This window comes from Pseudomonas oryzicola (assembly GCF_014269185.2).
Classification (GTDB): domain Bacteria; phylum Pseudomonadota; class Gammaproteobacteria; order Pseudomonadales; family Pseudomonadaceae; genus Aquipseudomonas; species Aquipseudomonas oryzicola.
In genome coordinates this window covers 1,816,270-1,829,675 of record NZ_JABWRZ020000001.1, presented here as the reverse complement: position 1 = coordinate 1,829,675, position 13,406 = coordinate 1,816,270, and the positions used below count along the sequence as shown (strand labels likewise).

14 protein-coding genes and 1 pseudogene are annotated in these 13,406 nt (G+C 64.1%); 3 read left to right on the top strand and 12 right to left on the bottom strand.

Translation table 11 applies throughout. The features are described from left to right. Positions 1 to 30 precede the first annotated feature (30 nt). The 12 genes and pseudogenes from HU760_RS24440 to ccmA all read right to left on the bottom strand — a co-directional run. Positions 31 to 236: pseudogene (locus tag HU760_RS24440) on the bottom strand (hypothetical protein); the annotation flags it as partial. Between the two features lie 62 nt (positions 237 to 298). Next, positions 299 to 526 carry a hypothetical protein gene (locus HU760_RS08320; RefSeq protein WP_217858969.1) on the bottom strand — a complete coding sequence of 76 codons (228 nt, stop codon included), beginning with the start codon at positions 524 to 526 and terminating at the stop codon, positions 299 to 301. A 665-nt stretch (positions 527 to 1,191) separates the two neighbouring features. After that, the gene (locus HU760_RS08315; protein ID WP_186679793.1) at positions 1,192 to 1,605 is read right to left on the bottom strand and encodes a hypothetical protein; all 414 of its coding nucleotides are present in this window, start codon (positions 1,603 to 1,605) and stop codon (positions 1,192 to 1,194) included. A 12-nt stretch (positions 1,606 to 1,617) separates the two neighbouring features. Further along, entirely contained in the window at positions 1,618 to 2,814 is a 1,197-nt protein-coding gene (gene ccmI, locus HU760_RS08310; RefSeq protein WP_186679790.1) for a c-type cytochrome biogenesis protein CcmI, read from the bottom strand. Continuing rightward, positions 2,807 to 3,283 carry a cytochrome c-type biogenesis protein gene (locus HU760_RS08305; protein WP_186679784.1) on the bottom strand — a complete coding sequence of 159 codons (477 nt, stop codon included), beginning with the start codon at positions 3,281 to 3,283 and terminating at the stop codon, positions 2,807 to 2,809. The genes ccmI and HU760_RS08305 overlap by 8 nt, the downstream gene beginning before the upstream one ends. Then, the gene (locus tag HU760_RS08300; RefSeq protein ID WP_186679782.1) at positions 3,280 to 3,816 is read right to left on the bottom strand and encodes a DsbE family thiol:disulfide interchange protein; all 537 of its coding nucleotides are present in this window, start codon (positions 3,814 to 3,816) and stop codon (positions 3,280 to 3,282) included. The genes HU760_RS08305 and HU760_RS08300 overlap by 4 nt, the downstream gene beginning before the upstream one ends. Then, positions 3,813 to 5,786, bottom strand: coding sequence for a heme lyase CcmF/NrfE family subunit (locus tag HU760_RS08295; protein ID WP_186679799.1), 1,974 nt, complete (start codon positions 5,784 to 5,786; stop codon positions 3,813 to 3,815). Before HU760_RS08295 ends, HU760_RS08300 begins: the two co-directional genes overlap by 4 nt. A gap of 11 nt (positions 5,787 to 5,797) precedes the next feature. Further along, positions 5,798 to 6,253, bottom strand: a complete 456-nt coding sequence (ccmE, locus tag HU760_RS08290; RefSeq protein WP_186679780.1) for a cytochrome c maturation protein CcmE — start codon at positions 6,251 to 6,253, stop codon at positions 5,798 to 5,800. Continuing rightward, a complete protein-coding gene (ccmD, locus tag HU760_RS08285; RefSeq protein WP_013973562.1) occupies positions 6,250 to 6,426 on the bottom strand; it encodes a heme exporter protein CcmD in 177 nt (58 codons plus the stop codon). The genes ccmE and ccmD overlap by 4 nt, the downstream gene beginning before the upstream one ends. Next, on the bottom strand, positions 6,423 to 7,190 hold the full coding sequence (locus HU760_RS08280) for a heme ABC transporter permease (protein WP_186679778.1): 768 nt from the start codon (positions 7,188 to 7,190) through the stop codon (positions 6,423 to 6,425). The genes ccmD and HU760_RS08280 overlap by 4 nt, the downstream gene beginning before the upstream one ends. 45 nt (positions 7,191 to 7,235) lie before the next feature. Then, complete coding sequence (gene ccmB / locus HU760_RS08275) at positions 7,236 to 7,904, bottom strand: heme exporter protein CcmB (RefSeq protein ID WP_012273477.1); 669 nt, start codon at positions 7,902 to 7,904, stop codon at positions 7,236 to 7,238. Further along, positions 7,901 to 8,533, bottom strand: coding sequence for a cytochrome c biogenesis heme-transporting ATPase CcmA (gene ccmA / locus HU760_RS08270; protein ID WP_186679776.1), 633 nt, complete (start codon positions 8,531 to 8,533; stop codon positions 7,901 to 7,903). The genes ccmB and ccmA overlap by 4 nt, the downstream gene beginning before the upstream one ends. 169 nt (positions 8,534 to 8,702) lie before the next feature. Between ccmA and fliK the strand changes: the two genes are divergently transcribed. The 3 genes from fliK (at position 8,703) to HU760_RS08255 (ending at position 13,375) form a co-directional block, all read left to right on the top strand. Beyond that, entirely contained in the window at positions 8,703 to 10,259 is a 1,557-nt protein-coding gene (gene fliK, locus HU760_RS08265; RefSeq protein WP_186679774.1) for a flagellar hook-length control protein FliK, read from the top strand. Beyond that, positions 10,256 to 10,597: an EscU/YscU/HrcU family type III secretion system export apparatus switch protein gene (locus HU760_RS08260; RefSeq protein ID WP_186679771.1), complete on the top strand. Its 342-nt coding sequence runs from the start codon at positions 10,256 to 10,258 to the stop codon at positions 10,595 to 10,597. Before fliK ends, HU760_RS08260 begins: the two co-directional genes overlap by 4 nt. A gap of 69 nt (positions 10,598 to 10,666) precedes the next feature. Then, complete coding sequence (locus HU760_RS08255) at positions 10,667 to 13,375, top strand: dermonecrotic toxin domain-containing protein (RefSeq protein ID WP_186679768.1); 2,709 nt, start codon at positions 10,667 to 10,669, stop codon at positions 13,373 to 13,375. Positions 13,376 to 13,406: the final 31 nt, after the last annotated feature.

Here is a 13,406-nt window from a genome sequence, read left to right as displayed (position 1 = left end):
GTTGCGCAGCACCAGGGCCACGGAGTCAGGAATTTCAGCGGCAGTCAGGCCCAGCGGGCCGGGGTTGAGTACGGCCTCGATTTCATCGGCGTGGGTTGAATCGCCCCGGCGCGCAGTTACGGTGAGGGGGCAAGAATCAGCTGGTAGCCAGCCTGCTCCAGCGGGGGCAGGTAATCGTCGACGGTTTCTAGGGCCTGTCTAGCGCATGCCACCTCCGGATCAGTTCGAGGTGGCATTATGCGGAATCACCGAGCAGTACAGTCAACCGAAATAACGAGGCAAAACTGCACTGTTCTGCTCAGCGTGTCTTCCTGCTCCTGCTCCTGCTCCTGCTCCTGCTCCTGCTCCTGCTCCTGCTCCTGCTCCTGCTCCTGCTCCTGCTCCTGCTCCTGCTCCTGCTCCTGCTCCTGCTCCTGCTCCTGATCTTGATCTTGATCTTGATCTTGATCTTGATCTTGATCTTGATCTTGATCTTCGCGACTTCAGGAGGCCGAACGCAGGCCTTGCGGAGGGAGGTGACGGGCATGGATGCCCGTCAAGCGCTGAGGCCCCATGGATGGGGCCTGCAGCGCGTCCTCCCGGGAGCGAGGCCGGAGTGAGGGAACCCCGTAGCGCAGCGTAGGGGCCGGATGATGGGAGCGCAGCGTTTTTTGGTTACTTTTTGCCGCGTTTGGCAAAAAGTGACTCGCCGTAAGGGCGAAAAGGTGAGTCAGCGTCGCCATCGCCAATGGACTTTGCGCGCGATAAAAACCAGCGCTATCCCGCTTCAAGCTTTTCGCTTTTCGCTTTTCGCTTTCAGGCGTAGGCTTCAACAACAAGGTCAACATTCATTTTCAAAGGTGGCGCTTAGTCACCTTTCCGCCCTTACGGCGGGTCACTTTTTGTCAAACGCGACAAAAAGTAACCAAAAAACGCTGGCTCCCATCATCCGGCCCCTACGCTGCGCTCCGGGTCCCCTCGCTACGGGCTCGCTCCCGGGAGGACGCGCTGCAGGCCCCATCCATGGGGCCTCAGCGCTTGACGGGCATCCATGCCCGTCACCTCCCTCCGCAAGCCCTTCGCTCGGCCTCCTGAAGTCGCATTCGGCGGCGCCTGAACTATCGCGCGCTTAGAAGCTAGAGCAAAAAGCAAAAGCAAAAGCAAAAGCAAAAGCAAAAGCAAAAGCAAAAGAAAGCAACGTTAACGCTGCAACTACTGGGCGAATGCGCGCCCCAAACCACCCGGTACGCCACTGCTGTCCGTTTCCTGCCAAGGCCCATTCGGGCTCAGCGACCAACTCCAGCCGTTATCGAAGCGATAGTAGGTACGCTGGCGGTAGAAGGTATTGGGTTGCTTCTCAAGAACGTATACACCCAGTTTCGGGTCCCAGTGGCTCGCCCCGCCAGGCGGCGGCGCGAAGCTGGCCGAAGTACGCGGCATCGGCTTGGGAATGGCCGCCGGCTTGCTCGGCGCAGTGGACGGTTGCCCACCCGGCACCGGCTTGACCACCGGCTCCTGCGGCAACCGCTCGATCGGCGGCTCCGGCCGCTCGTACGGCTCATGCACCGTACACGCAGACAAACCCAGGGCCAGGGTGATCAGGGTCAGGCGGACGGTGCTGTGCATGGCATTGCTCTCTTACGGGTCGGGGCTGTCGATGGTCAGGTGCTGGGTGGCCTGCGTGGCGCTGGGCAGTGGCGCGCCCTGGCCAATCCACTCGCCATGGGTAGGCTGGCCAGCGCGCGACACGCGTGCAACCAGTTGGACTTCGGCAAAGTCGGACAGTTTCATCTGCGGCATCATCGCGTCAGCATCGGACAATTCCACCTCGATCGGCAACTGCGCCACCGTCACCCGCTTGGCCGCCAACGGCATCGGCGGCCCGTTGCTGGCGCGGGCGAAGATGAACACCGTGTCGTTCGCGCGAACCTTGTCTTTCAACGCCGCAGCCAACTCCACCCGCACCTTCAGGCGCGCCACCACCGGCGCGGGTTGTGCGGCCTGGTCCGGCGAGCCACCCAGGCGCTCGGCAGCGCGGTCGATGCCGCCCTGCAGTGCGTCACGCGATGCGTCGCCTTCCGGCAGTTGGGCCAGCAAGCGCTTCCAGTAATCGATCGCTTCCTGGTAACGCTCGCCCTCGAACGCAGCGATACCACGCAGCCCCAGGCTGGTCACTTCGTTGGGGTCGGCTTTCAGTGCTTCGTCCGTCAGCGCCTGCAATTGCGGGCTCCATTGCTTGCCAGCAGCGAAGTACAACGCCTGGGCCCACTGCCCGAGCAATTCAGGCTGGCGCCCGGCCAGGGCCACGGCGCGCTCGAAGGTGCGCGCGGCATCGGCCGGGCGCTGTTCGGCCATGTAGGCACGCCCCAGGAAGTACACCGCCTCGGCGGAATCCGGCTGGGCCTGCACCACCCGCTCCAGGCGTGTCGTCATCTCTTCCATCGACTTGGGCGCCTCGGCGAATTCCTGGGTCAGCGCCACCTTGTCCGCCGCGCCAAAATGCAGGTACAGCCCCAGCGCCAACAGCGGCACCAGTACCGCGGCCAGCACTGGCAAAGCCTTGCCCAGATGGCCCTGACGCGCCGGTTCGGCACCTTCGGTATCCGCCAGCAGCTCGCGGGCGGCTTCGTCGCGGCCCTTGGCCATCTGCGCGTCGTCGAGCACGCCAGCGGCCTGCTGCGCCGTCAGTTCGTCGATACGCTCCTGGTACAGCGCCACGTTCAGGGCGGTGCGGTCTTCTTCCTGCTGCTGGCGACGGCCACGCAGGATCGGGATCAGCAGAAAGCCGATGGCAGCGAGCAGCAGCAGGCCCGCACTAAGCCAGAATTCAGTCATGGGTCTGTTCTTTTTCCAGCAGTTTGGCGAGACGCTCGCGTTCTTCGAAGGACAACTCCTGCGCAGCCTCGCTGGCCGAACCGCGGCGACGGCGCACGATCAGCGCCAGCACCACGAAGCCACCGACCAGCAGAATGCCCGGGCCGAACCACAGCAACCAGGTGCGGCCACTGAGTGCCGGCTTGTAGCGTACGAAGTCACCATAGCGGTCGACCATGAAGTCGACGATCTGCTGGTTGCTCTTGCCTTCACCGAGCATGCGGAAGATTTCGCGACGCAGGTCGGCGGCGATCGGTGCGTTGGAGTCGGCGATGTCCTGGTTCTGGCACTTGGGGCAACGCAGTTCCTTGGTCAGCTGCTGGTAGCGCTCACGTTCGGCGTCATCGCGGAACTGGTAGGTATCGATGGCCGCCTTGGCCACACCGGCCAGGCTCATGCCCAGCACGGCCGCTGCCAACCAGCGCTTCATGGCCTGGCCTCGTCGACCAGGCCCTGGTACAGCGGAGCCAGCTGTTCGCGCCAGACGCTGGCATCGACGATACCGACGTGCTTGTAGCGGATGATGCCCTTGGCGTCGATCAGGAAGGTTTCCGGTGCGCCGTACACGCCCAGGTCCAGGCCCAGGCTGCCCTGTTCATCACGGATATCCAGCTGGTACGGGTTGTGGAATTCGGCCAGCCACTTCTGCGCGGCGGCGTTGTCGTCCTTGTAGTTGATGCCGTGGATCACCACGCCCTGCTCGGCGAGCTGGTTGAGGTACGGGTGCTCGACCTTGCACGACGGGCACCAGGTGGCCCACACGTTGACCAGCGCCGGGCGGCCCTGCAAGTCGGCCTGGGTCAGGGTACGGTCACCCTGGGTCGAGGCCAGGGAAAAGGCCGGGAACGGCTTGCCGATCATTGCCGACGGCAGCTCGTCGGGCTTGAGGAACAGCCCTTTGTAGAGGACAACTGCCATCAGCAGGAACACCACCAATGGCACCACCATGATCCAACGCTTCATGCAGCTGCTCCAGACACGCCCAGGGCTTCACGCACCCGGGTCTTGACCTTGACGCGGTAGCGCCGGTCGAGGGCCGCCAGCAACCCGCCCAGGCCGGTCAGCAGACCGCCCAGCCAGATCCAGCGGACATAAGGCTTGATATGCACGCGTACTGCCCAGGCGCCGTTTTCCAGCGGCTCGCCGAGGGCGACATACAGGTCGCGGGTAAAGCCGGCGTCGATGCCGGCTTCGGTCATCATCGACTGCTGCACGGTGTACAGGCGCTTTTCCGGGTGCAAGGTGGTCACTTCACGGCCATCGCGGCTGACCACGATGGTGCCCTTGTCGGAGATGAAGTTCGGCCCTTCGAAGTGCCTGGCGCCTTCGAACAGGAAGTGATAACCGCCCAGCTCGACGCTCTCGCCCGGGGCCATGCGCAGGTCGCGTTCGGCACTGTTGTTGCTCGACAGCACCACGCCCAACGCGCACACCGCCAGCCCCAGGTGCGCCAGCTGCATGCCCCAGTAGCTGCGCGAAAGGCCCGGCACGCCTTTGATCAGGCCTTTGTGGCGGGTCTTGTCGAAGATGTCGCGCAGCCCGCCGAGCACCACCCAGGCAGCCAGGGCGAAGGCGCTCAGCGCTGGCCAGTCGAAATCATCGACGATGAAGCCGGCGACCGGCGCCAGCAGCGCACTGCCGATCAGTACCGGGGTCATCATGCTCGCCAGCCACTTGCCCGGGGTGTCTTTCCAGCGCACCACCACGCCCACGCCCAGCACCACCATCAGCAGCGCCATCAACGGCAGGAACAAGGCATCGAAGTACGGCGGGCCGACCGACAGCTTGGCCCCGCTCAGGGCGTCGAGCACCAACGGGTACAAGGTGCCGAGCAGGATCATCGAAGCCGCCACCACCAAAATCAGGTTGTTGGCCAGCAGCAACGTTTCCCGCGACCACAGGGCAAAGCCGACCTGGCTCTTGACCACCGGCGCACGCACGGCGAACAAGGTCAGCGAACCGCCGACCACGAACAGCAGGAAGATCAGGATGAACACACCACGCGCCGGGTCGGCGGCGAACGCATGCACCGAAGTCAATACGCCGGAGCGGACCAGGAAGGTGCCCAGCAGGCTCAGCGAGAACGCGGCAATTGCCAGCAGCACGGTCCAGCTCTTGAACACCCCGCGCTTTTCCGTCACCGCCAGCGAGTGGATCAACGCGGTGCCCACCAGCCAGGGCATGAACGAGGCGTTCTCGACCGGGTCCCAGAACCACCAGCCACCCCAGCCCAGTTCGTAGTAGGCCCACCACGAGCCCAAAGTGATACCCACGCCGAGGAAGGCCCAGGCGACGATGGTCCACGGCCGCGACCAGCGCGCCCAGGCGGCGTCCAGGCGCCCGCCGAGCAGCGCGGCGATGGCGAAGGCGAAGGCCACCGAGAAACCGACGTAGCCCATGTACAGCATCGGCGGGTGGACAATCAGGCCAAAGTCCTGCAGCAGCGGGTTGAGGTCGCGGCCATCGGTTGGTACCTGCGGCAACAGGCGCTGGAACGGGTTGGAGGTGACGATCAGGAAGCTCAGGAAGCCGACGCTGATCATGCCCATCACCGCCAGCACACGGGCCAGCATCACCTGGGGCAGCTGGCGCGAGAAGATCGACACGGCAAAGGTCCAGCCGCCGAGGATCAGCGCCCAGAGCAACAAGGAGCCTTCATGGGCGCCCCAGACGGCGCTGAACTTGTAGTACCAGGGCAAGGCGCTGTTGGAGTTGCTGGCCACGTAGGCGACCGAGAAGTTGTCGGTCATGAACGCGTGGGTCAGGCAGGCGAAGGCAAAGGCCAGGAACGCGAACTGGCCCCAGGCCGCCGGGCGTGCCAGGCTCATCCACAGGCTGTCGTTACGCCACGCGCCCAGCAGCGGCAGCGTGGCCTGCACGGCGGCGAAGCAGATCGCCAGGATCATTGCCAACTGGCCGAGTTCGGGTATCACCAACGCCGCGTTCATGGCCTGGCCTCCGTGCCGCCAGCCGCCTGGCCGCTTTCCTTCAGAGCCTTGGTCACTTCGGGCGGCATGTACTTCTCGTCGTGCTTGGCCAGCACTTCGTCGGCGACCACCACGCCGGCGCCGTTGAGCTTGCCGAGGGCAACGATGCCCTGCCCTTCACGGAACAGGTCCGGCAGGATGCCGCGGTAGGTGATCGGTACGGACTTGTTGAAGTCGGTGACCACGAAGCGCACGTCGAGCGAATCGGCGGAACGTTGCACCGAGCCCTTCTCGACCATGCCGCCAGCGCGAATGCGCGTGTCCAGCGGTGCCTCGCCGTTGGCGATCTGGGTCGGGGTATAGAACAGGTTGATGTTCTGCTGCAATGCGCTCAGGGCAAAGCCGACGGCAACCCCGACGCCGACCAGCAGGCCGACGATGAGCAACAGGCGTTTCTTGCGCTGCGGATTCACTGGTTGTTCTCCCGGCGCAAACGGCGCGCCTCATCTTGCAGGTAGCGACGGCGGGCCAGCACGGGTGCAGCAACATTCAGCGCCAGCACTGCCAGGCAGATGCCATAGGCCGTCCACACGTACAGGCCATGGTGGCCCATGGCGAGAAAGTCACCGAAAGTGGCAAAACTCATGGTGCGGCCCTCCGCCCCAGGCTGTTCAATACTTCCTCCTTGACCCAACTGGCGCGCGCCTCGCGCTTGAGCACTTCGAGGCGCATGCGCAGCAACAGCACTGCGCCAAAGAAGCAGTAGAAGCCCAGCGCCGTGCACAGCAGCGGCAGCCACATTTCGGCGGGCATTGCCGGTTTTTCCGTAAGAGTGAAGGTGGCGCCCTGGTGCAGGGTGTTCCACCACTCCACCGAATACTTGATGATCGGGATGTTCACCACACCGACAATCGCCAGCACCGCACAGGCCTTGGCTGCACTGTCACGATTACCGATCGCCTGGCCCAGCGCAATAATGCCGAAGTACAGGAACAACAGGATGAGCATGGACGTCAGCCGGGCATCCCAGACCCACCAGCTGCCCCAGGTCGGCTTGCCCCAGATGGCGCCGGTGACCAGCGCCACGACAGTCATCCAGGCACCGATGGGCGCAGCGCACTGCAGGGCGACGTCGGCCAGTTTCATCTTCCACACCAGCCCCACTACCCCGGCCACGGCCAGCAACACGTAGCAGGATTGCGCCAGCATCGCCGCAGGCACGTGGATGTAGATGATGCGGAAGCTGTTGCCCTGCTGGTAGTCCTGGGGGGCGAAAGCCAGGCCCCAGGTAATGCCGACCAGCAGCAGGAGCACGGCAGCGCCAGCAAGCCACGGCAGCATGCGGCCGCTGATGGCATAGAACCATTTGGGGGAGCCCAGCTTGTGGAACCACGTCCAGCTTATTTTCATCAGGGTACATCCAGGTATTGGCCGGGCTTGAAAGCCCGGGACTCGTTATTCGCCGACGCTGATCTTCAGGCCAGCCGCTATCGCAAAGGGTGCCAGGGTCACGGCCAGGGCCGTGAGGCTGGCCAGCCAGAGCAGGTGGCCGGTTGCCGGCATATTTTGCAACGCCGCTTGCAACGCACCACTGCCCAGGATCAATACAGGGATATACAACGGCAGAATCAGCAATGCCAGCAGCAAACCGCCGCGCTTCAGCCCTACCGTCAGCGCCGCGCCTACGGCGCCCAGCAGGCTCAGTACCGGCGTGCCCAGCAGCAGCGAGCCGAGCAGCACCGGCAGGCAATGGCTCGGTAGCCCCAGCATCAGCGCCAGCAGCGGCGCCAACAATACCAGTGCCAGCCCGGAAAAGATCCAGTGCGCCAGCACCTTGGCCAGCACCAGCAACGCCAGTGGATGCGGCGACAGCACCCATTGTTCCAGCGAGCCGTCCTCGAAATCACTGCGGAACAGGCCGTCCAGCGACAGCAGAACCGCCAGGAGTGCCGCCACCCAGACCAAGCCTGGCGACAAGGTTTGCAACAATTGGCTTTCCGGGCCAACCGCCAGCGGGAACAACGCCACCACGATGGCGAAGAACACCAGCGGGTTGGCCAGCTCGGCCGGGCGACGGAACAGCAGCCGCGCCTCGCGGCGCAACAACAGGATGAATACGCTCATGCCGACCATTGCCCCAGGTTCAGTTCACGGTAACCGGAGGGCTTGCGTTGCAGCGTGTGGTGGGTGGTCAGCACCACCGTGCCGCCCTGCTCGCAGTGGGCCGCCAGGTGTGCTTCAAGCTGCGCCACGCCCTGCTTGTCCAGTGCGGTGAAGGGTTCGTCGAGAATCCACAACGGCGGGCTGGCCAGATACAACCGGGCCAGCGCCACACGGCGCTGCTGGCCGGCGGACAGGGTGTGGCACGGCACATCTTCGAAACCGCGCAGGCCCACGGCCTGCAGTGCCGACCAGATCGCCTCGCGAGTGGCCGGCTGGTGCAGCGCACACAGCCAGGTGAGGTTCTCCTCGGCGCTGAGCAAGTCCTTGATACCGGCGGCGTGGCCGATCCACAGCAGGATGCTGGCCAAGGCATGACGCTGCTCGGACAGCGGCTTGCCGCCCAGCAGGATCTGCCCGGCCGTGGGCTGCATCAACCCGGCCAGCAGGCGCAGCAGGCTGGTCTTGCCGCTGCCGTTGGGGCCACTGATCTGCAGCATGTCGCCGGGCCGCAGTTCGAAGGCCAGGTGCTCGAACAGCAGGCGCCAGTCGCGCTCGCAGGCCAGGCCCGCGGCTTGGAGGTGAAGGGTCACGGTTTCGCCTTATCTCTGTGTAGGGCTCCAGGCCGATCTCGCCAACCTGCAGCCCTGTGTCTCAAGTCGCCCCCAGCGCTGCCGTTATACTGGCAACCACGGGCGCCCGGCATTATTACACGCGCCGCCACGCTGCCAAGAGGTCGGGTTCGACAGGTTGTATACAATCATGACTGAAATCAATAGTCTCGGTGCACAAACCACAATCAGCACCCAGGCCATCAAGGCGGGCATGACCGGTGAACTGTTGCGCCTGAGCCAACCACAGCCCGGTCTGATCCCCCCCGGTCAGACCGCCCAGGCCGAAGTGATTTCGTTGCGCCAGACAGGCAGCGATTTCCAGTTGGTGCTGCGGCTGGTGCAGGCCAACGGCAACCAGACACAATTGCAGGCCAGCGCCAGCCAACCCTTGCCCCCGGGCAGCCAGGTGACCGTCAGCCAGACGGAAGGCAACCGCCTGGCGATCATGCTGCAGCAGGCCAACGCCAGCCAGGTCACCACCCTTGCCCGCCTGGACACCAGCAAGGTAGCGGTGGGCACGCTGTTGCAAGGCAAGGTACTGACCAACCAGCTGTTGCCCCAGGCACCCGGCCAACCGGCCGTCTACCGGGCACTGGTCAGCCTGCTCAACAGCGCCCAGGCCGGGGCTACCCTGGCCGTCGACAGTCCCCGACCGCTGGCCATCGGCAGCCTGCTCAGCGCACAGGTGCAGGGCGACCAGTCGCTGCGCTTCGTACCGCTCAGTGGCCGGCAGGACCAACTCAGCATCGCCCAGCAGTTGCAGACCCAACAGAACCGTCAGGCTTCGCTGCCCGGCCTGCTCGATGCCCTGCAGCAGCTGGCCCGCGATCCCGGAGCCGATGGCCAGCTGCGGGCCAGCGCCGAGCGTCTGCTGGCCAGCCTGCCGGAGGCCAAGCAACTGGGTGATGCCAAGATGCTGGCCCAGGCCCTGAACAATAGCGGTGCGTTTCTTGAAGCCAAGTTGTTGGGCGGCTCGGCAGCCAGCGTTGTCACTGACCTCAAGGCAAACTTGTTACGGCTGATCAGCCAGGCACCGTCCAGCTTGCCAGGCGCGCCCAGCATGGCCCCGGTCAGCCTGGCGGTGACCATGCCGGCGCTGGCCCGCAATGCACTGGGCATGCTCGAGCGGGTCAGCCCCAAGCCGCAGCCCGGGGCATTCCCGCTACCTTCGCGGCTGCTCGCGGCCATGGACCACGAGGGCGACCTGCAACAACTCCTGCGCCTGGCTGCAGCGGCGGTATCTCGCCTGCAGAGCCACGCCATGAGCAGCCTGCAGCAGTCCGGCACCCTGGAAAACGGCAATTTGCAGACCACCTGGCAAACCGAGGTACCAATCCGCCATGGCCAGGAGTTCATTCCGCTGCAGGTCCGGCTGCAGCGCGAGGAAACCCCGCAACAGCAAGCCGATCGCCAGCACGAAGCACAAGACCCGTTGCAAGCGCTGTGGCGCATCGAACTGGCCTTCGACCTGTCGCCTCTGGGCCCCCTGCAGGTGCAAGCGCAATTGAGCCAGGGGCGCTTGAGCGGCCAGCTGTGGGCGGAGCGCGAGCAGACTGCGCGGCTGATCGAAACCGAACTTGCCAGCCTGCGCGAACGCCTGCTGGCCCGAGGCGTGGATGTCGGCGACCTGGCGTGCCACCCCGGCACACCGCCACAAGGGCCGCGCACCCGGGTGGAACAACGCTGGGTGGATGAAAACGCATGACAGACAAGCACACCCGACAGGCCATCGCCCTGAGCTACGACGGCGAGCAGGCGCCGACCCTTAGCGCCAAGGGCGATGACGCACTGGCCGAGGCCATCCTGGCACTTGCCCGCGAGCATGAAGTGCCGATCTACGAGAACGCCGAACTGGTGCAGTTGCTGGCGCGCCTGGAGCTGGGCGAGCAGATTCCCGAGGCACTGTACCTGACCATTGCCGAAATCATCGCCTTCGCCTGGCAGTTACGCGGCAAAGTACCCGCCGGCTTCAGCGACGAACCCGACGCGCCCCGCGACATCACCCCGTCAACCGCCCTGTTGCCGGTGGATCAGCAGCGATAGTTATCTACCACCACTGCCCGCGCCAGCCGTTCAGCCTTGCCATTCTTTCCAACGAGCAAGGCGAATACCATGCCCACCAGCCGCATCAATACTGCTGGCGTGAATTACGTCCGCAACCATCTCACCCATATTCCCCGCCCGGACCGCGAAGCCAACCGGGCAATCCGCCAATGGCTCAGGCAGCGAGGCCATGACGTCGATCCCGAACAGGTCGATGTCGTGACCTTGCATCACTGCCCCGATGCCAGCGGTGGCCACCTGGCTGCCATCACCCAGTGCCTCAGCTTGCCGCAGGCATTGCTGAGCAACTGGCAAGGAGAATCCGACAACGACCTGTTCGGTGCCCTGCTTCGCGCGCCGTGGGCCGGCAGGCTGCCCGATGGCCCGCTGCAGTTGGTCGAGACCTTGCCTGCGCCTGGCATCAATCACCAAGGCGCCGCCTATTCGGTGTTCAATGGCTTGTTCCGCCGCACCAGGCCACAACGTTATGACGCTTCGACACACCTGCCGATCGCTGTCGAAGACTTTCAGCGCTTCATCCACGATCTGGATTTCCATGCGCCGTTCAAGGCGCAACTCGACCGCTACTGGCGCGACCATTTGCCCGCCCACCGCCTGGTCAGCAAGCTCAACTTCATTGCCGCCTGCAACAGGCAGGTCGCTGAAGGCAGCCTCAGCGAACAGGCCAGGAAGCTGGCATGGCAAGCCGCCGGGCTGATGCCGCGGGGCCACAACCTGCGCCTGAGCACCCTGAGCATCTATGGCTACGCCGCCACCGACATCCTGTATCTGAATGACAAGGCCAGCGACCTGACCCTGTTATACATTCCCGGCAACAGTTCGCCGCTGCTGGAATTTGCCAGCAAAATCGCCATGAAGGACTGGGTCGGACAACAATGCAAGGAGCCCGCCAGGCGGTTGGCCCTGAAGCAGCACTTTCGCCTCGTCGACTGCTCGCAAGGCCTCGACTTCAGCGGCCTGGACACTGCCCTGGAAGGCCTGGGGGAATACCCCGCCAGCCATCGGCTGCCACCCGAGCACGGCTACTTCAACGACGACGGCACCTGGCCACCACGAACCTACGTCAACTACCGGCCACGCAAGTACAACCCGAGGATAACCGGCGACCTGTTCCAGGCATTGGCCGAACGCCAGCGCCAGCGTAGTTACGATGATGCCGATTTCCTCATTACCCGCGACAGCCAGGTCAGCAAGGCCCGATGGCTCGGTTACCTGACCACTACGCTCAATCTGCTAGCGCCGTTGTGCCTGGTGGTACCAGGCCTGGCACCGCTGTTGGCAGCCGGGGGCATCGCGCAGCTCGGCCTGGGGCTGGACCAGGCAATCAACGGCAAGTCGCTGAAGGACAAGGAAGCCGGTGTCGGCAATATCACCTGGGGCCTGTTCAATGCCGTACCGCTGGCCATTACCGGCGCCAACAAGGCCAAGGCACTGTTCGAGTTCAAATCCGAAGGTTTCGCACCGCCAGTACGACTGAACGAGCAGATCGGCTACCCCTTGAGCCCAATCTCGCCGCCCCGCTTCCCTGAGCCTGAAGGGGCACGTTATTTCCATACCCGTGAGCCCATCGCGCCCCTACCGGGAGGCGACCAGGCCATTGCCGATTCGGTCATCCGCACGCCGGTGTACACCGGCGATGTCGATAATCTCGATGCCTGTATCGATACCTACAACGATCGGGTGGTCTACGACCTGGAGCGCGATGTATTCATTCGCGAGCAGGATCTGAATGAGGTCGATCCAGTCGGCTACGTTGCAACGGCTGGAAGCAGCGACCTGCAGCCTGTGCGCAACCCTCGCACAGTCACCAACGCCATGCGCAGCCGTAGCCTGCGCGCGCTGGGGGTTGATCTGACGCTGCCAGTGGAGGTCCCGACATTGGCCGCCGAAAGCCAGGCGATTCCCAAACAGGTTGGCTGCCTCTGGGTAGGCAACAAGGTCATCGCTCCTGAACTGCTGGCCAACCTGGGCAGGAATGCTGCCAGGCTTGGAAACAGCGAATATACCCTGCGCCTGTTCCTCTCCAGCGCCGCCCCCGAAGCCTATGCCGAAAACCTGCGCCTGCTGGCTGAGCAAGCCCCTGACCTGCAGGTACTGCCACTGGAAGAACAAGCCTTTTTCAGGGAATTTCGCCAAAGCAGGTACTACGTCCAGTACGACGCCGCGCTGGATGGCAATGGTGGTATTGCCAGCAACTATGCCTCAGCTAGCGACGTTCTGCGCTACCCGATGCTGCATCACGAAGGAGGCCTGTACATGGATGTCGACGACACCCTGTTGGACACTGGCGAAACCATCGACCAGGTCGAACTGCGCACCCCCCACGACGGCTTGCTGCTGGCACCGCCGATGTCCAACGAGAAAATGGGCATGAACTGCCTGTACAACACCAGCCTGATCGGCAGCCACGCCGGCAACCCGACCCTGGAAGCCATCTCCGAAGAGATGCTTGCACGCTACCAGCTCAACCAGGACTTCTACGACAGCAGGCCCAGCCTGGCCGATGACCCGGCGAACTTCTACCGATATGCCAACCGCCTCAGTCGCATGACCGGCCCGGCCATGCTCAGCGATGTGGTCGATCGCCACCTGCCGGCGCTGCGTATCCTGCGGCAGATCGTCAACCTGTACGGCATGCCGCGGATCAACGCCTACCGGTTCGTCAACCTGCCGCACTGCCAGGCGGCAATACGCAGGCTGCTACCACTCAACCGCTTCGCCGAGGTGGGTGACAATCATTCGTGGAGCAGGCCGTAATTCACTACCGTTCGCCAACTGCCCAGGCGTC